Here is a 23036-nt window from a genome sequence, read left to right as displayed (position 1 = left end):
GTTTTTAATTAAGTATAGGGTGGCTGGGGCTTGAAACAAAAAAAAGTCCTGAAAAGTGTTCAGGACTAGGAATAGTTATCACATATCTCATACTTGAAACAGATAACAAGCATTAAGGTTTAAGCGATTTTAGCGACTCAATAGAAATGTCTTGCGAATAGTCGACGTCTTCAAAGTTAAAGCCATTTAGCTTCATAAACTCATCTTTAAAGCCTTGGTAATCACCAATCTCTTTAAAGTTATTGGCGTTCATTTGCTCTAAAAGAGCATGGACTTCTTGTTGTACTTGCGGGTCAAGCTCTAAGTCGTCTATTCGGATTAAGCGTTCGCCGTCAACAGGCACTTTATCTTGATCGTACAATTTAGTGGTAAACAGTCGCTGCATTTGTTCAATACAACGTTCGTGAGTTCCTTTTTCCTTCATCACTCGATAAAGCGCTAATAGGTAGGGACTTAGCGCAGGAATGAACACACTGGCTTTCGTCACCAACGCCTTACACACTGTCGCATAAGCACCGCCGTCAAAGTTGGCAAGTTTTAGGTTCAACGAGTGACTTGTTTGGTGTAAATCGATTTTCGCTCGGCCCAACGTACCATCGAGATAGATAGGGTGCGTAACGTCTGGTCCCATGTAAGAAAACGCGATGGTTTTGCAGCCTTGTGCAATCGAGTCATTATTAATCAGTGTATCAATCCAGCTTTCCCAGTCTTCACCGCCCATCACTTTGATAGTGGCTTCGGCCTCTTCCTCTGTTGCGGGAGTTAAAGTGGTTTCTACCCACTGATCGTTTTCCAGCATAATTGAAGCGCCAGTGACAGGCTCACCAATAGGCTTAATGACGCTGCGCCAAAACTCATCAGACTCTGGTTTAGGTCGAACACCCGTCGCTAAGCTATAGATGACTAAATCAACTTCACCTTCAAAGTACGTTTCAATGGCTTCAATCACCTGATTGCGGACAGAGTCAGAGAATGCGTCACCAACAATATTGATGGCGGTACGCCCCGCGTGATTTGCTTCTTGTTTAAAAAAAATGTTGTTATACCAACCCGCACTTCCAACGCCTTTATCTGAAGGCCCGCGCTCGAAGGAGACACCAATGGTATCAGCTTTAGCACCTCCGAAGGTGAGGGCAATACGAGCCGCTAACCCGAAACCAGAGGAAGCACCAATAATCAAAACCCGTTTTGGACCGCTTTTGATCTGCGGGGCATGTTTTACGTATTCAATTTGCTCTTTAATGGATGCATGACACCCGTATGGGTGAGCAGAGCGAGCAACAACACCTTGAATTAAAGGGTCTATTCGCATGTTGTTATCTATCCTCGATGAGTGGAATTGAAAATAGATTAACGTAAAGTTAAGTAAAACTTATTGAGCTAGACCATTAAAATTAGAGATGTTTAATTAATTCTTGAGCAACAAAGTCAGCAATCCAAGGCTGTGCATCAGGCTTTGGGTGAAGGCCATCATCCATCATCCACTCGGGTTTGATGACCACATGCTCCAAGAAGAATGGCATCAAGGTAACTTGTTGATGTTGTGCAAGCTTAGGGTAGATATCGTAAAACATATCGCTATAGCGCTTACCATAATTAGGTGGCACTCGAATTTGCATCATGACAACGTCCGCACCTGAATCTTTTATCATGGTAATCATTTTTGAGAGATTCGACGTAATAAGTTTAGGAGGGAAACCTCTTAGGCCATCGTTGGCACCTAACTCAATGAGCACCATATCAGGGCTGTGTTGGGTTAGTAGCTGTGGTAATCGAGCTAAGCCGTTGCCCGTGGTATCGCCAGAAATGCTGGCATTAATAACTGTTACATCTTGACCATGTTCTGACAACGCATCAGGGAGTAAGCTAGGCCAACTCTTTTCGATCGGCATCTGATAGCCCGCGCTCAGGCTATCACCTAAGACAAGTAGCTTTTCGCTCGCATGTGCAGTAGCGGAAAAACAAAAAAATAGAACTAAGGAAAGTATACGAATCATGCAAACACCTGTACTTAATGCACCTATTGTTCAAGCCAATTTGGTTTCTAAACAAGTCTCTACTAATCAAGAGCAATTAACAATCCTCAAAGATGTAAATGTTGACATCAGGAAAGGAGAAAAAATCGCCATCGTCGGTACTTCCGGTGCGGGCAAGTCAACGTTGATGACGTTGTTAGCTGGCCTTGATACACCAACATCAGGTGAAATTACCTTGTTAGGTCATGAGTTATCAAAACTTGACGATGAAGCTCGCGCAAAAATTCGCGCTGCCTCTCTAGGTTTTGTTTTCCAAAGTTTCTTATTAATCCCGAGCTTGAGTGCATTACGCAATGTTACGCTTCCTTGTCTTTTACGTGGTGAAGCCGAAGATGAAGCAAGAGCAGCCGAATTATTAACCGCTGTTGGATTGGAAAAACGTGTCGATCATCTTCCAAGTCAATTATCTGGTGGTGAACAACAACGTGTCGCGCTAGCACGTGCCTTTATGACACAGCCTGAACTGTTGTTCGCAGACGAGCCTACCGGCAATCTTGACCATCAAACCGCAGACAAAGTGATTGAGCTGCTATTCGATCTTAATGAGCAGCATGGAACAACGCTGATATTAGTTACACACGATGGTCACCTAGCAAGTCGATGTGACCGTATTTATCGTATGGAAGCGGGTGAGCTTAAGGAGGAGGTGTAATGTCTGCAGTATCATCAAGCGAAGCAACATCGACAGAAAGAAGCAGTGCAATAAAACACTCGTCAAACAAAAGCCTAATACGTTGGAGTTTCGGCGAAATAAGACAGGGGAACCTTTGGCCTATTAGCGTTGCTCTTATTCTTGTGATTGCGAGCATCTTTGCGCTTTCTGCATTAGCGGAGCGAATGGAGCAGGTGATCGTCAAACAGGGGAAGGATGCATTGACAGCGGATGCGGTGTTTGTGTCTGCTAATCCTATACCTGACACGTTGTTAGCCTCGACTGAAAACCTAGAACGTTCGACGATGACACGATTTGCCACGATGGCATTTAGCGACAATGGTATGCAGTTGATTTCCGTAAGGGCAGTGGACGACAATTACCCTTTAATGGGAGAACTGGTACTAGACAACAACCCATCCGGTCGCGTTAAAGAGAACCAACTCTGGCTTGATGAGCGGATTATGGCTCAACTAGACGTCAAGTCGGGTGACAGCGTCACTATAGGCGATGCCGATTTTACGGTTTCAGGTGCAGTGCTGATGGAACCTGGATTAAGCTTTAACCCATTTCAACAAATGCCTTCTGCATACATTCATCAAAAAGACGTTGAGAAAACGGGAGCGATTCAAGTCGGGAGTCGAGTTCAATACCGTCTGTTTCTACAAGTCGATGATAAAACGCTAAAAGGCCTGCAAGAAGATACTGTTCTTTCTCCTAGTGATCGCTGGCGCACGCAAGATACTGCCAGTCGTAGCAATGAGGTTTTTGAACGTACGACGCAGTATCTGTCGTTGACCGTAGCGATTGTCATCATTATGGCGGCGACAACATTGGTTCTTACTTGCCAAAACTATGTGAATAGTCGAACACAAACCATTGCGATGCTAAAAAGCCTTGGCGCAAGTCGACGATGGATTGAAAAATGGCTGTTTATTCAAGTCACAATCCTGCTCATTAGCGCCAGTGTCGTTGGGTTATTGTTGGGGAGTGGGCTGGAGTACTTATTGCGCATTCCACTCAAAGACTTATTACCAGAGCCACTACCTAGTTACGGCGTCACTCCATATCTAGTGTCGTTTATCTCAGCGGTCCTGATCACCGTTCCTGCCCTTGGCATACCATTGTTGGGTTTGATTAAAACTCCAGCCTTAGAAGTGCTACAGCAGGGCAAAGCACAACGTTCTTGGAAGCGAATGTTGCTCGTTCTAGTCCCCGTTGTTCCATTACTTTTGCTTTATGCTGATAATACCTTAGTTTGGATTGTTCTTATGGGTATTGCAGTACTGTTTGTTGTGCTTGCTGCAGTGAGCGTCGCACTCACAAAATTGTTTGCGCGTATTTCAACACAACCTGCCATGAAGCTTGCGTTGAGTCGTATCAACCGCACGCCAGTAACCAGTGGCCTGCAGTTTGGTGCTTTGGCATTGTCTTTGATGCTGCTATCTATTATCTGGCTTGTGCGCAGCGATATTCTCGCGGATTGGGAGAGAACCTTACCTGCAGACGCGCCAAATGTCTTCGCATTAAATATTGGTGATTACGAACTCGATAGCTACCTAGAAACCTTAGATAAAAATGGGGTTACACGGTCACAAGCTTATCCAATTATTCGAGGTCGATTGACAGAGATTAATGGTCAAAACGTCAAAGAGATTGAATACGAAGGAGAAGGCTCTGACGCAATACGTCGTGAATTGAACCTTACGTGGGGAGACAGCCTGCCAGAGTATAATGATGTGCTTGCGGGTGAATGGACAAATAAGGGGAGTGTCTCCGTAGAAGCCGATGTAGCAAATGACTTGGACATCGAACTTGGTGACAAACTGCGCTTTGTTATTAATAGCCAGAACTACGATGCGGTAGTAGATACCATTCGTTATGTTGAATGGCGTGATATGAAGCCTAACTTTTACTTTATTTTCTCATCCGACGTTATGGCTAATCTACCGGGTTCTTACCTCATCAGTTATAGAATTGATGAAGGGAACGAAGCACTATTAACGTCTATGTCTCGATCTCACCCAACGGTATCTGTTTTAGATATTCGTACCATGGGCGAAAAAATCCAGGACTTGATTCAACAAATCGTATCGGCAATCACTATTCTTGCTCTTTTAGGCGTGGTTGCGGGGTTGCTACTTATCTTTACGCTATTGAGATTAAGCTTATCCCAACGTCAGCAGGAGATCCGCTTGTATCGCACATTAGGTTCAAGTAAAAAACGGATCAATACGACTCTGTGGGCCGAATACGGCATTATGGCGTTGATAGCTAGCGGTGTTGCGGTATTCGCTGCGGAAGTTTGTGTGGCCGCGGTAATGACATATGGCTTCGATCTGAACGCACAAATTCACCCCGAATTGTGGATAGCTTTACCACTGGCAACATTTGTTACGTTGGCACTTGTCGTAATGAGTTTGTTGAAAAGATTGTTAACGCCAGTAAACACTTAATCACTACAAATGTTATTAAATGTGGAACACTCCATGACACTTTTATTTTAGTTATCCACAAAAACAGTGGATAACTTTTGGGATAACTAAATGGGGTAAAAAGTGGGGTGTTTCTGCAGGCTTTGCGCCATGGGTCTTACAGTGAAATTGTTATTCACATAGGCACAAAAAAGTGTCTTCCTAACCATGTCGTCAAGTACTTTTTTTGCAATTTTTTTCTACTTTAACGCACCATAAAGGCGCAGTTGGATATTTCGCAAACCCATGAACTTTTTGTGATTTTAATCAAGCCCAAACACGAGTAGAATCCACCGTTAGTAAAGAATTTTCCTTATAAAATTTTTAGTGAAGCAATGAAGTCTGAGTTTCCAAATTACAAAGATAAGCACATCGCTGTTGTTGGTGGCGGTGTCGCAGGTGCAACAGCAGCAATTCATTTTGCGGAGCTGGGTTTTAAAGTTTCCGTAATAGAGAAGGGCGTATCACTGGTAAATGGTCCGCCCATTTGCCATTTACATGCAGGTGGCAACTTATATCGAGAGATTTCTGAGCAACAATGTTTAGATTTGTTAGCACAATCCATTGATACCGTTCGCCTATATCCGCTTTCACTGAATATTCGCCCGACGATCATTGCAGTTCCTTATTCTGATGGTGGAGACCCATCCGCACTTATTCCTCGACTAGAGGTGGTGAAAAATGCGTATCAAACGCTCGTTGATAAAGATCAAAGCAACAAAGTGCTCGGCGAGCCAAGCGAATACTACAAATTGTATTCAAAAGAGGATCTAGAAGCACTCGCACAATGTACTCAACCAAGTCACCCTGCAACCTTTGATGAGTGGTGTATTCCTTTTGCTCAACATGCTGATCTAGAAGCGCTAAAGTACCCAGTTGTGGCGGTTCAGGAATATGGCTGGAGTGTTTTCCGCCTTGCCGCAATTGCCAACTTAACGTTGAACGCTCTGCCAAACGCCTCAGTATGCACACAAGCAACGCTCAAACAAGCGGACTGGATGGGTAATCACTGGCAACTTGGTTACGAACGAGATGGCATTGATTATCTTATGACATGTGACTACTTGGTCAATGCATGTGGTTTTGAAACAGGATCCATTGACAATACCATCGGTGCCAAGCGTGATAGGTTAGTTGAGTTTAAAGCCGCTTATGTAACCAAGTGGGCAGACTGCCAACAACTGTGGCCAGAAGTTATTTTCCATGGACCGCGTGGAACTGATAAAGGAATGGCTCAACTGACCCCCTATGGTGATGGTTATTTTCAGCTTCACGGCATGACGAAAGGCATTACGCTATTTGAAGATGGCTTAGTTGAGAGTACGCCGTCCTCGGCTCAGCCCGAACTGCCAGTTCCTTTACTCTCAAAGATACGTAACGGTTGGCGAGAAGAAGTCTTAGAAGAACGAACCAATAATGCTATCAAACACATGGCGCAGTTCATTCCCGACTATCACTCTGCTATCAAAGGGGGAAAAGCCCTGTTTGGTGCCCAGCAAATTCCTGGAACGGATCCGGTACTCAGGGCAGCCGACGTGACCTTTGAAGACAACCATTACGCACGAATAGAAGTGGTAAAAGCGTCATCAACACTACTCGCAGCGCAAAAAATGCTTCAGTTCTGGTTTGATATCGAACCTAACCAAAACGTGGAATCCCAACATCCAGTCGCTGTGCATTGGTCTGAGCAAGAAATTGAGCAGTACGCGATTAAACTCACGCAAGAGCGAGACTATCCGCAAGCGTTAGCAGAGCGTTATGGGATGCCGGCATAATAGTTACGTATGGGCTCAGAGGTTGTATTAATATCCAAAAAACTGAGCCCATTGGCACCATACTTCTTGCAAGCCTTGTCTATCTCCTTTCACAAAATTCACTTTTTGCCCGGGTTTCGCCTGTGCCAACCTTGGCAGGTCAATACGTGCTACACAGCCAAACTTAGGATAGCCACCGATGGTTTGATGGTCGTTGAGCAACACAATGGGATTACCATCGTTAGGAACTTGAATCGATCCTAGCGCAATTCCTTCCGACAGTACGCCTTCGTAAGGCGGTTTGATTTTGTTTCCTTCAAGACGATAGCCCATACGATTTGAATCAGGGGATATGGTGAATGCGTTGCTATAAAAGGCTTGGCGAGCGTCTTCATCAAAGTCCTCATTTTGATAGCCTTCAATCACTCTCAGCTTGATAGGTAAGTTGTAATCCGGCTTAAAGCGAAATGTCATCAGCCTTGGTTTGTGTTTCGGTAAGTTATGAGGAAAAAAGGGAAGAATATCGCCTGCTTTTAAAGCGCCACCATTTGAGTCATAACCACCAAGAAATTCTCTCGTGACTGTAGAGGCACTTCCTAAGTGCTGAGCAATATCGAACCCACCTTTAACCGCAAGATAGGATCGAAGTCCATTTTTTGCGACTCCGAACTGCAGCTTCTGCCCCTTCTTCAATATAAAGTCAGACCAATTTGAGATAGGCTCACCATCTACTTTTGCATTCAAATCACCACCACATATTGCAAGATGGCAGTTATGTAGTGCGACAAAGCAAGCGTTACCCAAAGTAATTTCAATCGCAGCACAATTGACTACGTTCCCAAGTAAATGGTTTGCCCAACTGTAGGCGTAATCATCTACGGGGCCACCTTGAGTCACGCCAATATGCGCTAAGCCAAAACGACCAAAGTCTTGAATCAAAGAAAGTGGCCCTGACTTTTCCACCAGCAATCCAGCGTAACTCATAGAACACCTCCTAACTCGATAAACTTTTGTTTGGAAATGGCACTAAACGTGACCTTGTCACCTACTTCAAACGGTATAAAAGGTGGCGTATCAGAGAAAAGGGGAAGCGGGCTTCTACCGATAATGTTCCATCCGCCAGGACTATCTGATGGATAGACGGCCGTTTTAGAGTCTGCGATTCCCACGCTTCCGGCTGGTACTCGCGTTCTTGGTGTAGCTAACCTTGGCATATGTAATTGAGTATCGGCATCGGAGAGGAATGCAAAACCTGGAGCAAAACCAATCGCTGAAACCGCATACTCGGCCTGAGTATGTAAAGAAATGAGCGCGTCTAATGATAGTCCACGATCTTGAAAGCGGGACAAATCTAGCGCGGTTTCTTCGGAGTAGTATACGGGAATAGTGATGTGGTTAGGTTGAACAAGGCTGAGCGATTGAGTATCAAACTGACGGATCATTTGATGCAGTTTATGCACTAAATCTTTTTCATTGATTCGAAAAGGCAAGTAATCAATCAGGATGGTTTGATAGGATGGGACTACGTTCATAATGATTGACGCTAAAGTGTCTTTGATGTTGCGAGCAAGTTCTCCGACCGCATTTTCAGAGATACTCTCGTCAAACTTAATGAAAATACTGCACTCGGAGATCAAAGAGATACTAAATTTCTCTTTATGCATTAATTTCCTCCCGCGTATAGGCTTTGACGGATCTTTTGGATCAGAGCGATCGACTCTTCATTGTCACCATGAACACAAATCGTATCGGCTTCCAGTAAAATGTAGCCGCCAGAAGCGGTTTTGACACGCCCAGAATCTGCTAACGTACGGACTTGCTCAAGTATCGCATGCTCATTCTTCAACACGGCATTAGGCTGTGTCCTAGGTGTAAGTAATCCGTCATCTTGATACAAACGGTCTGCAAATGCTTCAAACAGCAAGGGAACGTCGTAATCATCTGCGATTTCTAAGTATTTTTCGTTTTCCTGTGACGCTAGAATCATTAACGGCACTTTGAATAAAGCTGCCGCCTTTACGACTGATCTAAATATCGCATCACTTTTCATCATGTCGTTGTATAACGCGCCATGAGGCTTTATATAGCTGATATCTGTGTATTGAGCCCGACAAAGTGCCTGTAAAGCGCCTGCTTGGTATATAACCATGTTAGTAATTTCATCACCCGTCATGTTTATACTGCGCCTGCCGAAGCCTTGGAGGTCGGCGTAGCCCGGGTGTGCTCCAATATCAACATCGTTGTCGTTGGCGAGAGCGATAGTGTCGTGCATGACATTAGGATCGGAAGCATGAAAACCGCACGCGATGTTTGCCATATCAACATGAGGCATAACATCTTCGTCTGCCCCCATAATCCAAGAGCCAAAGCTCTCACCCATGTCACAGTTCAATGTAAGTTGCTGTTTATTCAATGTCATACGTTTTATTTCTACACAAGCAATGGGTTCACGATGCAGGAAAATGCATCTAGGTTCAGTGACTCACTTCATTCTTCTATCATGAAAGCGAGGTTTATGATCTGATGGCTGACGAAAAAGATCACTTTAGTCCATAAAGATGTTGCCGTTATTTGAGTTGATCCGAATTTTAAGGTATTTCGTTCCTTTTCCATCCAATTTTTGAGAATTTAAGGTTATTTTGCATTGGCATCGTGTTAATCTTGTCGCCCTTAATGGGTAATAGATTGCATAACAACGCTTCTGTCATTTTTAGTGGTTGTCTGCGACAGGAATACATATGTCATTACGAGCAAAGCTTATTTGGCCAATTTTGGTCTTTATAACGGCTATCTTTGTTATCTCAAAAGGTTATACCTCGTATACTGCATACCAATCGTCTAAGCATGAGTTGGTCGAACAAACGAGAAAGTTGATTAACAATGTTTCTTTCTCAATTAAAGATGCGCTAACGACAAAGAACAAGCAAAAAGCTCAAACTACTCTCATCAACTTTTTAAACCAGCCGAATGTTACGCGGGTCAAACTTTACGACCAAGATGATCAACCTTTCGTTGTTCTTGAAGGAGGTGGGGTATCAGCTCCCGTCCCTAATCAAACTGAAAGAAGCAAGTTACACGCGCTAGGTTATGCCTTATCTGCCAAATTTCTTTATGTTCTAGAGCCAATTATTCACGATGGTCGTGTCATTGGCAGTATGAGGGTTACGCTTTCCCATCGTCCAATCATAGAAGCCCAACAATCTTTACTTCGAGATGGTGCTGTACTTCTTCTGTTGCTGTTCGCTGGTGGCACTATCTTTTACATAAGTATCGATAGGCTTGTTCTCAAACCTGTTATAGAACTGAGTCATACGATAGAGAGTGTGACACACGGACAAAATACGGATACTCAAGTTCGCTATTACTCCAAGGATGAAATTGGAGAACTCGCACATTCCTTCAATCAAATGATGAACAAGTTAACAACACGCGAGAAACAGCGGCAACATTCATTAGAAATGTTAGAACAAAAGCGGGCGTTTTCAGAAGAAGTCATTGAATCTATTCAACATGCATTAGTTATTACCGACAACTTCGGGCGTGTTATTTACTGTAATACTGCGACTCGGCAGATATTTCAAAAAAAGTCAGAGGAACTTGAGCATGCCAATATCCGTGATCTAATTAAAACGAAAACACCGAATGAGCTGAGCCAAATCCTAAGTAGGGGGTTAGAATGCGATGACATTCACCTCAAAAATGCAGACAACGAACAGCAGTTGAGTTTAACCAGTCGTCGTTTGTCCACACATGGACACTTATTGTTTTCGATTCAAGATATCACCGAAATTGAAGAGGCCATGAGCAGGCAGCGTGTTGCGGGGCGTGTTTTTGAGAGCAGCCAAGATGGCCTCATCGTTCTTAATCATCGAGGTGTTATCACAATGGCTAACCCTGCGGTCACTAAGTTAGTTGGACTAGAGATGGATCAGCTTATTGGGAAGTCATTTATCCAAACACTTAAGTGGCGCAAGTTGCAGGAAATGATGCCTAGCATCATTGAATCGATAGAAAACTACGGGGTATGGCAAGGGGAAGTTATTGAACAGAACCATCTTGGCCAGTTTGTGCCGATGTTTGCAAGGGTTAATCGTATCGTTAAGTGTGAAGACAATGGGTTCTACGACCTAGTCATTGTTCTTACCGATCTTTCTGGTGCAAAAGAGATGGAACGACTTGAGTACTTAGCTCATCACGATGCACTAACGGGGTTAGCGAATCGCTCCAAGTTCCATTTAGAGTTGGAAGAATTAGTACAACGGTCGGGATACTTACGTGACGAATTTGCGGTGCTTTACCTCGATCTCGATGGTTTTAAAGAGGTTAATGATACCTATGGACATGACGCAGGTGATGAAGTTCTGAAAAAAGTAGCCGAGCGTCTAACATCTGCGACTCGACATAGTGATTTAATCGCAAGACTTTCGGGTGATGAATTTGTCATGTTGGTTAATCCTGCCAACCAAAAAGTCGTCACCCGAATTGCAGAACAACTGCTCGAAAGCGTATGCACACCAATCGAGTACAAAGGTAACTCGCTCAAGGTTGGCGTTAGCATCGGCGTAAAATTGGTCGGTGTTAATGAGCGAGATGCCACTCGAGTGTTAAAAAGTGCAGATACTGCAATGTATCAAGCTAAAAAAGCCGGAAAAGGCCAAGCAATATTAATGGGATGTGAATTGCAGGAGACAGTTTAAATCGTAACGTCAAAGCTTTAAACTAAACCCATTCGCGTCAGAAGGAATGATAAAATGAAAGTACTTGTTACGGGTGGTATGGGCTATATCGGTAGCCATACATGTATTCAAATGATCGAAGCTGGTATGACGCCAGTGATTCTAGATAACCTGTACAACAGTAAGTCTACGGTCTTAGAGCGCATTGAAAAGGTATGTGGCGTAAAGCCAACCTTCATCCAAGCCGATATCAGAGATAAATCGACAATGGTAGAGGTTCTAAAATCGAACGATATAGAAGCGGTTATCCATTTTGCAGGTTTAAAGGCCGTCGGTGAGTCCGTAGCAAAACCTCTAGAGTATTATGACAACAATGTGAATGGCACTTTGGTATTGGTTGATGCAATGCGCGAAGCTGGAGTTAAATCGTTGGTATTTAGCTCCTCAGCAACTGTCTATGGCGATCCTGCTTCTGTTCCAATCACAGAAGACTTTCCAACTAGCGCAACTAACCCTTACGGACGCAGTAAATTAATGGTGGAAGAGTGTTTAACAGACTTCCAAAAGGCGAATCCAGATTGGAGCATCACACTTCTTCGTTACTTTAACCCTGTAGGTTCACATCCAACAGGTGAGTTAGGTGAAGATCCTCAAGGTATTCCAAATAACCTAATGCCGTTTGTTTCTCAAGTTGCGGTGGGCCGCCGAGAGTTCCTCTCTGTATTCGGTAGCGACTACCCAACGAAAGATGGCACCGGCGTGCGTGACTACATTCATGTGATGGACTTATCCGATGGTCACGTCGCTGCTTTGGAAAAAGTAGGTAACAAAGCTGGGCTTCATGTCTACAACCTTGGCACTGGCAATGGCTACAGTGTGCTTGAAATGGTGAAAGCATTTGAAACCGCAAGTGGTAAAAATGTTCCATACCAACTTGTTGAACGTCGTCCAGGCGATATTGCGGAGTGCTGGGCTGATCCATCAAAAGCAATGAATGAGTTAGGTTGGAAAGCGTCTCGCACTCTAGAAGAAATGACTGGTGATACATGGCGTTGGCAATCTAACAACCCTCAAGGTTACCCAGACGCCTAATTTTGATTTACATAATAATAACAAAAAGACGCATAATTGCGTCTTTTTTGATCCAAATCGGAAAAAATCGTAAATTACTGGTTAAAAGGTAGCAAGTCTATATAGAGCTGTTAAACTATGTCCGACTCTTAATTTGGGTTATAAATTTTCTCATAGCTATTGGGGTAGTTCATGGAACTCGGTCTGATCATCACTTTTATCATTGCAGCAGCAGTAATGGTGAAAAAAGAGATGGCAAAACAGTAAACTTTCATTTTTCATACTTTTCTTTACATTTTTGAAATGAAAGCCATAAAAAAAGCCAGCATTACGCTGGCTTTTGTGTTTTTAAGGTTTAGAACTCGTATTTAGCTGTAATTGACCAGTTCCGCCCAGCTTGAGTCAGATCTTTGTTTTCTGTCTGAAGGTCACGCACATCATTCCAATTGTAGTACTCTTCATCTGTCACGTTGAACAGACCTGCTCGCAACGTAAGGTCTTTAATAGGTTTGTAGTACGCGGTGACATCTACAACCGTAGCTGCGGAGATAGGCAATACTTTATCGTCATTTATGTCGCTTTTATCTTTAGATGCGGTGTAGTTAATGGTTAACGTGGTTCCCCAGTTTTGTTCTGAATCGTAATTAAAGCCAGCGACAAGGTTCCAAGGGTTAACACTGTTTAGTGGATTATTGTTTCCATCTTCACCTTCCGTATACGCCGCTGCTAAACGAGAGCTAAAGCCTTCGATTGGCATGAACTTGTTCCACGAAAGTTGGTTTGAAAACTCAATACCTTTAATTGTCGCTTTGCCAATATTTACGTACTGCAGAATCGCAGGGTCAGTCACAGGAGTCCAAGTGCCAGAGACGGTTTTACGTTCGATGAAGTTGTCGTAATCGCTGTAGAAAACTGACACTTCACTGCTAGAAATGTCATTATTATGTCGCCAACCAAATTCGTACGAAATGCTGTCTTCTGCTTTTAAATCAGGATTTGGCTTAAAAATATAGCCATGCATTGGGTTGCCGAAGGAGTAGTACAACTCTTGGAAATCTGGAGCACGGAAACCTTGGCTGATTTGCGCGAATAAACGATGTTGTTCATTAAGCTTATAAACAGAACCTAAGCGGCCTGTAAATGCAGAATCAGAAAACTTTTTGTAGTCGCTAGCCGCGTTACCACTTGGGTTGCTGCTTGTGTCACCTGGATCGGTTTCAAATGCATCCCACCGTACGCCCGGGGTAATCGTAAAGTTACCTACCGTAATTTCGTCTTGTAAAAAGAGCCCGTAACGACGCTCGCTCGCAGAAGGGATATAGAAAATTTCTTTGTTTCCGCTTGCACTGTTGTACTCTTTGTTAACGTTCTTAATGTCTTTATCACTGAAGGATGCACCGTACACAAAGTAATGCTCTGTACTACCAAGCATGAGATATTTGTCGAACTGAGAATCAAACTGGTAGCCTTCATCCTCGTAGATGTAGTCTTTACGTTGGTTATTCTGACCTTTAACACGATCAGTAATGCCGTTTTCTTCTTTGCTAAGCCAATCTAGTTGCCAGGTAAGGGAGTCCGCTACGGCCGTTTGCATCTCCCAAATATGTTTTATACCAACTTGATATTGTTCTGTTACATCTTCACTTGTTGCATTAGTATAACCGTTGTAAGACTGCTTTCCGTTGCCTTTGTTGTGAATATAATTCCCATTGAACTCAACACGATGTGCATCATTGAGTTGGTACTGAAGCTTAACCAGTAAGTTGTTCGCTTCTGTATCTGCATCTGCTAGATCTCCAAAGTTATCCAGTTCATTGCCGTCGCGACGCGTATAAGCAAGTAAAGATTCCAAGTCGCCAGTTTTGTGCGCTAATGCCACAGATTCACTGAATGTATTGTCTTCGGAAGAGTAGTTGAACTTCGCATGGCCACCAAAGTTACGACCCTTAAGGAAATCAGCCGGATCTTTAGTTTCAAATGCAACAATGCCACCAATTGCGTCAGAACCATGTAGAGACGATGCTGCACCTTTTACAATTTCAACCGCTTTTATTAGGTCGGTATCCACGTTAACGCGAGCAGAGTTAATGAACGTATTCCCTGATTCGAACTGGTTACCTTGAGATACGCCGTCCACAAGAACTTTAATTCGATTGCCTTCGATACCACGGATATTGATACTCTGGACACCTTGGCGAGAGTTTGTCTTAACCGTGACTCCTGGCGTGTACTCAAAGAGGTCATCTAAGCCAGTGACCATGCTTTCTTCGATGTTCTTATCAGTAACGACCGCAACAGAAGCAGCAGTGTCTTCGATTTGGCTATTAGTACGAGTCGCAGTCACGACCACTTCATTGAAGGTTGAATGATCTTCAGCGTAGGCACCTTGGGATAGTGCAATCAGAATAGAGGCTGACAAAATGGTTTTTTTATACATTGGCTTCAATACCTTAGATCCATAATAGGTAACAACAAACGGGATATTAATAGATCTAAATAATAATTACTATCATTACCATTGTTATTTGTGTTTTTATCTTGAGTAGAACTCTTAGGTTATGAGCATTTCTAGTCTTTAGTTATCAGTGTGTTATATTGTTTAACGTTAGTTCTTGATAAGATCATCCAAATACAATCAATGTGACAAAAATCACATTAAGAGAGGCCATGTGCAGAGTCCAATTACGTTAGAAGCGCTCCATATTCTGGATGCCATTGACCGAAGAGGGAGTTTTGCAGCTGCTGCGAATGAGTTAGATAGAGCCCCGTCATCACTGAGTTATCAGATCCAGAAACTCGAGCAAGACTTAGACATCATTATCTTCGATCGCTCTGGTCACAAAGCCCATTTTACTGAAGCAGGAAAGCTCATCCTTGAAAGAGGACGAGCCATTTTACAAGCCAGTGAAAAGTTAGTGAATGATGCAACGTTATTGGCGAATGGCTGGGAACTGGATATTACCATTGCCTTTGATGGCATTATTCCTATATCCAATTTCTTCCCTATGGTTGATGCATTGGCTGAAGTAAGCTCAACACGAGTCAGACTGCAAGAAGAGATCTTGGCTGGTAGCTGGGAATCTCTGAATACAGGTAGAGCGGATTTACTGATTTGCCCATCACTGGATACACTTCCTCAAGAAGTCAAATCAGAAAAAATTGGTAAAATGAGCATGTTTTGGGTAGCGGCAGCTGATCACTATGTGCACAAGCGTAGTGGTAAGTTTGATGAAGCAGCCCGAGAAAAATATCGGATCATTGCTATTGCAGATACCGCACGCGAACAACCTGCGCTCTCAATTAATATCATTCAAAAACAGCCTCGCTTGACCGTCACCAACTTTACGGCAAAAGTAGATGCGCTCACTGCAGGTTTAGGCATTGGTACGTTACCAAGCCAAATTGCACAACCTTTGATTGATAGTGGCGTATTGAAGCGAATCGAAGGTACAGAAGAGCAACCGATGGATATTATCTTAGCATGGCGCCGAAATACCATGGGTGAGGCGAAATCCTGGTGTATTCAATACTTGAAAAAGAATTGGAAACTAAAGTAACAACGTAACTTTTACTTCTTAGGTTCCCATTGCTTATCGAATCTAAGAAGTAAAGTTATCGCTAATGCTTTATTTTTCAATTTAAAGGAAGCACCATATCTGCCGTACCATCGGCAAACTGAACATCGACTTCAAATCCCAGGTTTTGCGCTAACATCAACATCCCTCTGTTTGTAGGCATGGTCATTCCAGACATTTGCTTTGTGCCTTTAATCTTGCAATAGCTGATAATTTTCTGCATCAGCACTTTACCTAAGCCTTTTCCTTTCAAATCTGAACGAACCAAAATAGCAAACTCAGCATCACTATTATCTGGGGTAATCAATGCGCGGGCTACGCCTATGATAGACGGTCCGTCGGTATTAAACGCTACCGCAACAAACGCCATTTCGCGGTCATAGTCGATTTGAGTGAAGTTTGCCAAAGCCTCATGGTTGAACTCACCAACCTCAGAAAAGAAACGCTTATACAGATCTTCTTTCGATACGCTATTAATGAATTGAGCATGCAGCGGCTCATCTTCAGGCAGGATAGGGCGAAGCAGGATAGGTTGGCCATCTCGAAGCGTTACAGTTTCGACAAATTCTGCCGGGAAAGGACGAATCGCCAGACGTTTTTGCGCATCTCCCTCGTATTTACACAGTGTGATGTCCGCATCGAGGATAGTTAAATCGCTTCCCGACACCAATACTGGATGGATATCCAGTCTTTGTATTTCTGGCAACTCAACCGCCATTTGGGAGATACGAACTAAGAATTTCGACAACTCACTAATATCGAGCGCATCTTTGTGTTTCTGCAGGCGAATCTTTCCAGACTTTAAAGCAACAACGACAAGGTAGCGTGCAAGCGTCATGTTCAAAGGAGGAAGTGCAGCGACGGCATCTTGGGCGATATTCCACTCCGAGCCGCCTTGACCAAGCAAGATCACAGGTCCAAAGACCTTATCTACTGCAATACTAATCCGTAGCTCTTCAGCGCTGCCGAGCTTTGCCATACCTTGTACCAACAGACCGTGTACATTGGCAGAAGGGTAACTGAGCTTTACGGTATCTAGAATGGATAGCGCTGCGTTGGAAACTTCTCGACTGTTTCTTAAATTCAGGGCGACACCGTGTACATCCGATTTATGAGGAATGTCTGGAGATCGCAACTTAACCGCAACAGGGTATCCGATATTTTCTGCCATATGCACGGCTTCAATTTCGTCAGATGCAATCCATGTTGGCAGAACATTAAACCCGAACAGCTTAAATAATGGGCTGGTTTGATGCGTATCCAAGGTGACTGTATTTTTATCCAGTAGTCGTTCATTTACCCATTCTTTTGCAGAACTCACACTTCCAGAGTGCAATGGCTCAGCCGTCGTTGGCGTTTCCATTAATTGCTTCTGGTTTCGTCGATACTCAACCAAGTGCATGTATGCAACGACCGCACTTTCCGGCGTTCGATAGGTTGGAATGCCAGCTTGAGTAAAGGCCAGTCGTGCCTCTCTCGACGTTTGTTCACCTGACCAGTTGGTCAAGATATTAAAATGCTTATGCCGAGGGTGAGCCTTGATCGCCTCAATAACAGCTTGAGCAGTTTCAAGAGGGTCGGAAACCGCAGAAGGACTATGCATTATCAAGATCGCATCTGCACAGTCGTTATTCATCAGTGCGTTAATGGTATCAATGTAGCGTTTTTTTGTTGCGTCACCAGAAAGATCAATCGGATTTCGAGTGCGCCAGTTGGACGGGAGTACTGTTTGTAATTGCTCAATGGCAGCGTCATCAAGTGTTGCGAGCTGGCCACCACGTTCAATCAAAGTATCAACGGACATAACTGCAGGGCCGCCGCCATTGGTGATGATCGCTAAACGCTCCCCACGAAGTGGCACAGAATGCGTGAGTGTTTCTACCGCAGCAAAGAGCTCATGCGTATTGCTGACTCGTAACATACCAGTTCGACGGATGGCAGAATCGTAAATTACATCAAGCGTATCACCATCTTGCTGTTCGAAAGTATTCATCTCTTTAGAGCGGCCCGCTTTTAATACCAATATACGGCGGTTACGTGAAGCAGCTCGCGCAGCAGACATAAATCGTCGAGCATCCTGGATGTTATCCACATAAAGCAGAATAGCTTCCGTATTCCCATCCATACTTAAGTAATCAAGCAAATCTGCAAAATCGATATCCTGTCCGCGTCCAATCGAAATGAACGAAGAAAAGCCAATATTCTTATCATTTGCCCAGTCTAACACTGTGGTACAAACCGCCGCAGATTGTGAGATGAACGCAATTTTTCCGGGCTTAGCCGCAACAGGAGAAAACGTGCAGTTAAAATTGTGCCAAGGCAAGATAATACCTAAGCTGTTCGGTCCTAAAACTCGAATATTCAATGATGAAATATTTAAAGGCTGAGCGTCATCAGAGATAACAATCGCAAACGGCGTGCCTCTCTCATCTAACTCTTTAAGCAGTTGCTCATTACGTGAAACGTTCGTACATAAAATCGCAATATCTGGCGTATAGGGTAGGGAAGCCACATCCGGGTAGGCTATAACTCCGGATACCGCTTTGTATCGCGGCGTTACTGGCATAATCGCGCCACCAAATCCACTTTGTAGAAGGTTACGCATAACGACATGCCCTGCTCGCAATGCTTTTTGAGATGCACCAATAACGGCCACAGAGTTGGGTTTAAAGAGTTTATGTAGTTTATTCATGCTGACTCCTAGCCGTTTGCAAGTAACGTTTGCCTATCGGTTTCATATCAATCATAAACGAATAATTTATTGATAAAACGCCTTCAGACCAGACATTGCATAAAATGTGGGCGATGCTTATGGAGTTTGTGTTATTCATCACATCAAAATCACAGATTATTGTATTTGATGCTTGATAAACGGCCCTGCTATCGGCATGATTTATCGTAATATTTATCCAGAGCATTTGTTACTTCATGAAAAAAATCGCAATCATCGGCTTGTCAGTCCTGCTTTCTGCTTGTGCATCTGAAACTTACATCACAGACGTAACTTCTGAAAGTTATCGAGAGGACTACAAATCAGATCGTATCTCTAAGCCAATTATGGCGTCTGAAAACGCTGTAGTAGAAAAAGACGTACAACCAACTGTTGTGAAAATGACGGCAAAGCCTGAAGAGAAGAAAGTAGTCAAGCTAACGCCAAAAGAGCAGGCGAAGCCAGTTAAGATCGTACCACCGAGTAAAAAGCAAGCTGGCATTCAACGATTTGGCTATACCATTCAAGTCGCCGCTGTGGGTAGCCAAGCGAAAGTCGATCAGTTTGCAAATAAACTACCACAAAACGGTCAGCCGATTTGGGAAAACTATAAAGTCGTCAACGGTACTAAGTGGTTCTCAGTTTTATACGGAGACTACGCAACAAGCGCGGAAGCCAAGCAAGCGATTTCGACTTTGCCTGCTCAATTTCAGCAGTTAAGACCATTTGTTAAAAGCATTGACGCCATTAAAAACTCAGCTTACCCAACGCTTAACAAATTAAACTAACACATCAAATAAGGGAGCGAATAGCTCCCTTATTTATTTGTTCAAATCCTACTCGAACAAAATTCCTCACACTAAAATTACTGTACGTCACACTTCAAAGGTTTATCATAATAAATAGTATCTTTTGTAGGTCACGGAAAGATTGATTCATGATTAAAAATATTCTTCTACTATGCGGCGGCGGCTCTTCTGAGCACGAGATTTCATTATTGTCTGCAAACTTTGTCGAACAACAATTAAATCTTATTGAAGACGTTCACGTTACACGCGTAGAAATAAAAAACGAAGGTTGGATGACCAACCAAGGTGAGTTGGTTTACTTGGATCTCAATACCAAGCAGTTGTGCTCAAGTGAATCTAATCAAACCATCGATTTCATTGTGCCTTGTATACATGGTTTTCCAGGCGAGACAGGCGACATTCAATCTCTGTTTGAAATCGCAGGTATTCCTTATCTTGGCTGCGGGCCAGAAGCGAGTAGCAATAGTTTCAATAAAATCACATCTAAGCTTTGGTACGACGCTATCGGTATTCCCAATACGCCATACTTATTCTTAACGCGCAACGATGAAGAAGCTCATACTCAAGCTCATAAAGCATTTGAAAAGTGGGGAAAAGTCTTTGTCAAAGCCGCTCGTCAAGGGTCATCTGTTGGATGTTACAGCGTCACAGAAAAAGATAAACTTTCCAATGCAGTAAATGATGCGTTTGGGTTTTCTGACCAAGTGTTGGTTGAAAAATCAGTAAAACCACGAGAGCTTGAAGTTGCTGCATATGAGATGAATGGCCAGCTGCACATAACGAAGCCAGGCGAGGTTATTGCACCTGACGGTGCTTTTTACTCGTACGATGAAAAGTACAGCAGTTCAAGTCACTCGCTCACCGAAGTTGAAGCGAAGAATCTAACCCAAGCACAATTAGATGCAATTCAGCACGCATCTGAAAGGGTATTTAAGCAAATGAATCTTCGCCATTTGTCTCGTATCGACTTTTTCTTAACGGAAGATGATGAGATTTACTTAAACGAAGTAAACACATTCCCAGGTATGACTCCGATCTCGATGTTCCCTAAAATGCTTCAAAATAACGGGCACAAATTCCATGAGTTCTTGGAAGATTGTATAAACAGTGCAAAGTGATTAACGTTATCGAGGCGCGTTTTATGATAGAAATTGTTTTCTAGAGCAAGGTTTATTCAAGCCGTATTTGAATATTGCTCAGTAGCAATTATGATTATATCAACGCATTAAACAGATGACTCAGTGGTATGGCGATTTCAAACTATAGAGGTTTTAACCTGCAGTCAGGCGGACCAGATGGCAGTATTTGGAAGGTTAAAATCAAGAACCACGTCTTACAAGGCAGTTTGACGGCGGTAAAGAAAAGCATTGATTGGTGGTGCGACACCGCATCAATTATTGATCCCAAAGAGTTTGCCGCCCTTGGACAAAGAGCGCAGCAAGTTGGTGGTGCAAAATCAGAAGTCTTTAACGGTTATACGATTCAAAATGATACAGGTCAGCCCAACTCTTGGTACTGTATGTTTAATGGTAAACTGATTAAGGGTAGTAAAACTGCTATTCAACGTCATATCGAAGCTTATTTAGTTGCAAAGCAAAAAGCGATGCAAGCTCAACAACAAAAGAAACAATAGAATGACTTTGGTATATTCAACAGAAACCGGTCGAATTAAGCCGGAAGAAGAAAAAACATCTCGCCCCAAAGGCGACGGTATTGTACGAATTCAGCGCCAAACGAAAGGACGTAAAGGTAAAGGTGTATGCATCGTGACAGGTTTAGACTTGGATGATGCACCTTTAAAATTATTGGCTGCAGAACTCAAAAAAGTCTGCGGCTGTGGTGGCTCGGTAAAAGATGGCAATATCGAAATTCAAGGTGATGCTAGAGACAAGATCAAAGCGCATCTTGAAAAGAAAGGCATGACAGTCAAATTAGCCGGTGGTTAATTTATATTCAGGAAAACTCAGAATGGCGTCTAAAAATAGACGCCATTTTTTATTTTAGTAAGTAATACGCTAATTGAAGAACAAGCAATCGCAGATTGATAGATCGATATTAGCTATTTTATGGTAAATAGCCATTATGTTTAATGGTTATGCTAGAGACCTTAAATTTCAAATCCACAGGGGATAGGAGAGCTCATTGGCAACATTTGGCGTACGAGCATACTAAATTTAACATAATATACATAATACGAACTTAAGAGTTAGAAGATTAGCAGTGGCGATGTCAGCTTGGTTACACCGTATTTGGCTGTTGCGGCCTTTCAGGCTTCATCGGCTGTCTTGTATAGGCCATGAACTTCGATTTCACCGCAGCGGCCACTTGATAAGAACCAGTCATCAACTTTAAAACCGTGTAGCTGATTAAGTTCCTGCACTGTATCTTGGGTTACGTTCGACACCATGCACGTTGGTTCTGCATCTTGCTCATTCAAGTAACCGAACAGTTGGATTGGATATTCCATTATTTCTCTCCAACTTTCTGAGTTAACAAGATCTTTGGCTGGCGTTCTTGAAGTTCGATACTAACTCTGCTGGGCATGAGCTAGTGTTTAAGTTATATCAGATAAGCAACCTAACGATTGCTTAAAGCCTTTGTCTTCAAATCTCATTATATCCTTTCGATAACTTATGTTTTAAGCTATCGAAAGGATGAGAAAATTCAATGTTCTCACTTATGGGCACGTATTGTTCATCCCAAAAGTGTAAGTATTACATTAGCTTTATAGGAACGTAAACTCTCTACTTTTCAATCTATACCTAGATCTTTCTTCATATGTTCACTCAACTCACTAGTGGTTCTTACATTAATTTTATTTTTGCAATGATGGATTCTCAACTCTTCACCAAATAATTTTACTAACGATTTTGTATACAAAGCACTAATATTATTTATTATTTTATACAATGTACCTTTCTGATAAACAGATCTTTTCGAATTTTGTATTACAGTCTTCATATTTAAATATTCTCACATTTTTAACTTTATAATTTAAAGAATTATTTTCAAGTTCGATCTTTATTATTGCTTTTGTCGATATTGAATGAGTCATTATCAATGATGCGCAATCGACAATTAAATTACCTGAATCTAACTTAGTAATTTCACGAGAGAGAACTTTTATTTTTAAATTTTCCGTTTCGTTATTTAAGTCGATTGAGTTAATTTCTTCAGGATATTTGTTTAACTTAATATCCAATATGGTTTTATTAAGATAGTAGTCTGCCATTATTTCATGACGGCTTTTAAATATCATTGTCCCCCTCCGTTGATGCA

19 protein-coding genes are annotated in these 23036 nt (G+C 42.7%); 10 read left to right on the top strand and 9 right to left on the bottom strand.

Annotation, left to right across the window (positions count from 1 at the left end; all coding sequences use genetic code 11):
• Window positions 1-112 precede the first annotated feature (112 nt).
• Together fabV and tesA are read right to left on the bottom strand one after the other, a co-directional pair.
• Entirely contained in the window at window positions 113-1312 is a 1200-nt protein-coding gene (gene fabV, locus NL644_RS04600; RefSeq protein ID WP_012842298.1) for an enoyl-ACP reductase FabV, read from the bottom strand.
• An 82-nt stretch (window positions 1313-1394) separates the two neighbouring features.
• Window positions 1395-1997 carry a multifunctional acyl-CoA thioesterase I/protease I/lysophospholipase L1 gene (gene tesA, locus NL644_RS04595; protein ID WP_005395483.1) on the bottom strand — a complete coding sequence of 201 codons (603 nt, stop codon included), beginning with the start codon at window positions 1995-1997 and terminating at the stop codon, window positions 1395-1397.
• Between tesA and NL644_RS04590 the strand changes: the two genes are divergently transcribed.
• The 3 genes from NL644_RS04590 (at window position 1996) to NL644_RS04580 (ending at window position 6937) form a co-directional block, all read left to right on the top strand.
• On the top strand, window positions 1996-2688 hold the full coding sequence (locus NL644_RS04590) for an ABC transporter ATP-binding protein (RefSeq protein WP_253658071.1): 693 nt from the start codon (window positions 1996-1998) through the stop codon (window positions 2686-2688). The genes tesA and NL644_RS04590 overlap by 2 nt on opposite strands.
• Window positions 2688-5144, top strand: a complete 2457-nt coding sequence (locus NL644_RS04585; RefSeq protein WP_253658070.1) for an ABC transporter permease — start codon at window positions 2688-2690, stop codon at window positions 5142-5144. The genes NL644_RS04590 and NL644_RS04585 overlap by 1 nt, the downstream gene beginning before the upstream one ends.
• Window positions 5145-5497: 353 nt before the next feature.
• A complete protein-coding gene (locus tag NL644_RS04580; protein ID WP_114323729.1) occupies window positions 5498-6937 on the top strand; it encodes an FAD-dependent oxidoreductase in 1440 nt (479 codons plus the stop codon).
• 27 nt (window positions 6938-6964) lie between these two features.
• Here the strand turns inward: NL644_RS04580 and NL644_RS04575 are convergent, their stop codons facing one another.
• From NL644_RS04575 to NL644_RS04565, 3 genes are read right to left on the bottom strand one after another with little or no spacing between them, the layout of a single operon-like run.
• Entirely contained in the window at window positions 6965-7900 is a 936-nt protein-coding gene (locus NL644_RS04575; protein ID WP_114323730.1) for a biotin-dependent carboxyltransferase family protein, read from the bottom strand.
• Complete coding sequence (locus NL644_RS04570) at window positions 7897-8580, bottom strand: allophanate hydrolase subunit 1 (protein WP_114323731.1); 684 nt, start codon at window positions 8578-8580, stop codon at window positions 7897-7899. Before NL644_RS04570 ends, NL644_RS04575 begins: the two co-directional genes overlap by 4 nt.
• Window positions 8580-9335, bottom strand: a complete 756-nt coding sequence (locus tag NL644_RS04565; protein WP_005395471.1) for a 5-oxoprolinase subunit PxpA — start codon at window positions 9333-9335, stop codon at window positions 8580-8582. Before NL644_RS04565 ends, NL644_RS04570 begins: the two co-directional genes overlap by 1 nt.
• A gap of 319 nt (window positions 9336-9654) precedes the next feature.
• Between NL644_RS04565 and NL644_RS04560 the strand changes: the two genes are divergently transcribed.
• Complete coding sequence (locus tag NL644_RS04560) at window positions 9655-11613, top strand: diguanylate cyclase (RefSeq protein WP_047010393.1); 1959 nt, start codon at window positions 9655-9657, stop codon at window positions 11611-11613.
• A gap of 54 nt (window positions 11614-11667) precedes the next feature.
• On the top strand, window positions 11668-12684 hold the full coding sequence (gene galE / locus NL644_RS04555) for a UDP-glucose 4-epimerase GalE (RefSeq protein WP_047010392.1): 1017 nt from the start codon (window positions 11668-11670) through the stop codon (window positions 12682-12684).
• 334 nt (window positions 12685-13018) lie between these two features.
• Here galE and NL644_RS04550 read toward each other — a convergent pair whose 3' ends face one another.
• Window positions 13019-15100: a TonB-dependent hemoglobin/transferrin/lactoferrin family receptor gene (locus NL644_RS04550; RefSeq protein ID WP_114323732.1), complete on the bottom strand. Its 2082-nt coding sequence runs from the start codon at window positions 15098-15100 to the stop codon at window positions 13019-13021.
• A gap of 232 nt (window positions 15101-15332) precedes the next feature.
• On the opposite strand from NL644_RS04550, the gene NL644_RS04545 reads away from it, so the two are divergent.
• A complete protein-coding gene (locus tag NL644_RS04545; protein ID WP_005395465.1) occupies window positions 15333-16220 on the top strand; it encodes a LysR family transcriptional regulator in 888 nt (295 codons plus the stop codon).
• Window positions 16221-16296: 76 nt separating this feature from the next.
• Here NL644_RS04545 and NL644_RS04540 read toward each other — a convergent pair whose 3' ends face one another.
• Window positions 16297-18930: a bifunctional acetate--CoA ligase family protein/GNAT family N-acetyltransferase gene (locus NL644_RS04540; RefSeq protein ID WP_114323733.1), complete on the bottom strand. Its 2634-nt coding sequence runs from the start codon at window positions 18928-18930 to the stop codon at window positions 16297-16299.
• Window positions 18931-19166: 236 nt separating this feature from the next.
• Here NL644_RS04540 and NL644_RS04535 point away from each other — a divergent pair, with 236 nt between their 5' ends.
• The 4 genes from NL644_RS04535 to yciH all read left to right on the top strand — a co-directional run bounded on the left by NL644_RS04535 (window position 19167) and on the right by yciH (window position 21703).
• Window positions 19167-19736 (top strand): SPOR domain-containing protein, encoded by a 570-nt coding sequence (locus NL644_RS04535; RefSeq protein ID WP_005390018.1) that lies wholly within the window; start codon window positions 19167-19169, stop codon window positions 19734-19736.
• Between the two features lie 149 nt (window positions 19737-19885).
• Window positions 19886-20875 carry a D-alanine--D-alanine ligase gene (locus NL644_RS04530; protein WP_012842287.1) on the top strand — a complete coding sequence of 330 codons (990 nt, stop codon included), beginning with the start codon at window positions 19886-19888 and terminating at the stop codon, window positions 20873-20875.
• A gap of 128 nt (window positions 20876-21003) precedes the next feature.
• Window positions 21004-21390 (top strand): DUF3319 domain-containing protein, encoded by a 387-nt coding sequence (locus NL644_RS04525; protein ID WP_005395460.1) that lies wholly within the window; start codon window positions 21004-21006, stop codon window positions 21388-21390.
• A 1-nt stretch (window position 21391) separates the two neighbouring features.
• Window positions 21392-21703: a stress response translation initiation inhibitor YciH gene (yciH, locus tag NL644_RS04520; protein ID WP_012842285.1), complete on the top strand. Its 312-nt coding sequence runs from the start codon at window positions 21392-21394 to the stop codon at window positions 21701-21703.
• 320 nt (window positions 21704-22023) lie between these two features.
• Here the strand turns inward: yciH and NL644_RS04515 are convergent, their stop codons facing one another.
• Together NL644_RS04515 and NL644_RS04510 are read right to left on the bottom strand one after the other, a co-directional pair.
• A complete protein-coding gene (locus NL644_RS04515) occupies window positions 22024-22224 on the bottom strand; it encodes a hypothetical protein (RefSeq protein ID WP_114323743.1) in 201 nt (66 codons plus the stop codon).
• Window positions 22225-22659: 435 nt separating this feature from the next.
• The gene (locus NL644_RS04510; protein ID WP_114323745.1) at window positions 22660-23016 is read right to left on the bottom strand and encodes a hypothetical protein; all 357 of its coding nucleotides are present in this window, start codon (window positions 23014-23016) and stop codon (window positions 22660-22662) included.
• Between the last annotated feature and the right edge of the window lie 20 nt (window positions 23017-23036).

Source organism: Vibrio sp. Y10_XG_PY6 (assembly GCF_024181795.1).
GTDB classification, from domain to species: domain Bacteria; phylum Pseudomonadota; class Gammaproteobacteria; order Enterobacterales; family Vibrionaceae; genus Vibrio; species Vibrio diabolicus.
Note: the sequence above shows the minus strand (reverse complement) of the source record. Positions and strands in the feature narration are given on the sequence as shown.

What these genes read in the sequence shown, in the direction of transcription:
- NL644_RS04580 (WP_114323729.1), top strand. Translation starts at nt 5,498, where the DNA reads ATGAAGTCTGAGTTTCCAAATTACAAAGATAAGCACATCGCTGTTGTT.
- tesA (WP_005395483.1), bottom strand. Translation starts at nt 1,997, where the DNA reads ATGATTCGTATACTTTCCTTAGTTCTATTTTTTTGTTTTTCCGCTACT.
- NL644_RS04540 (WP_114323733.1), bottom strand. Translation starts at nt 18,930, where the DNA reads ATGAATAAACTACATAAACTCTTTAAACCCAACTCTGTGGCCGTTATT.
- NL644_RS04525 (WP_005395460.1), top strand. Translation starts at nt 21,004, where the DNA reads ATGGCGATTTCAAACTATAGAGGTTTTAACCTGCAGTCAGGCGGACCA.
- NL644_RS04570 (WP_114323731.1), bottom strand. Translation starts at nt 8,580, where the DNA reads ATGCATAAAGAGAAATTTAGTATCTCTTTGATCTCCGAGTGCAGTATT.
- galE (WP_047010392.1), top strand. Translation starts at nt 11,668, where the DNA reads ATGAAAGTACTTGTTACGGGTGGTATGGGCTATATCGGTAGCCATACA.
- NL644_RS04575 (WP_114323730.1), bottom strand. Translation starts at nt 7,900, where the DNA reads ATGAGTTACGCTGGATTGCTGGTGGAAAAGTCAGGGCCACTTTCTTTG.
- NL644_RS04565 (WP_005395471.1), bottom strand. Translation starts at nt 9,335, where the DNA reads ATGACATTGAATAAACAGCAACTTACATTGAACTGTGACATGGGTGAG.
- NL644_RS04550 (WP_114323732.1), bottom strand. Translation starts at nt 15,100, where the DNA reads ATGTATAAAAAAACCATTTTGTCAGCCTCTATTCTGATTGCACTATCC.
- NL644_RS04510 (WP_114323745.1), bottom strand. Translation starts at nt 23,016, where the DNA reads ATGATATTTAAAAGCCGTCATGAAATAATGGCAGACTACTATCTTAAT.
- NL644_RS04535 (WP_005390018.1), top strand. Translation starts at nt 19,167, where the DNA reads ATGAAAAAAATCGCAATCATCGGCTTGTCAGTCCTGCTTTCTGCTTGT.
- NL644_RS04515 (WP_114323743.1), bottom strand. Translation starts at nt 22,224, where the DNA reads ATGGAATATCCAATCCAACTGTTCGGTTACTTGAATGAGCAAGATGCA.
- NL644_RS04530 (WP_012842287.1), top strand. Translation starts at nt 19,886, where the DNA reads ATGATTAAAAATATTCTTCTACTATGCGGCGGCGGCTCTTCTGAGCAC.
- NL644_RS04560 (WP_047010393.1), top strand. Translation starts at nt 9,655, where the DNA reads ATGTCATTACGAGCAAAGCTTATTTGGCCAATTTTGGTCTTTATAACG.
- yciH (WP_012842285.1), top strand. Translation starts at nt 21,392, where the DNA reads ATGACTTTGGTATATTCAACAGAAACCGGTCGAATTAAGCCGGAAGAA.
- fabV (WP_012842298.1), bottom strand. Translation starts at nt 1,312, where the DNA reads ATGCGAATAGACCCTTTAATTCAAGGTGTTGTTGCTCGCTCTGCTCAC.
- NL644_RS04590 (WP_253658071.1), top strand. Translation starts at nt 1,996, where the DNA reads ATGCAAACACCTGTACTTAATGCACCTATTGTTCAAGCCAATTTGGTT.
- NL644_RS04585 (WP_253658070.1), top strand. Translation starts at nt 2,688, where the DNA reads ATGTCTGCAGTATCATCAAGCGAAGCAACATCGACAGAAAGAAGCAGT.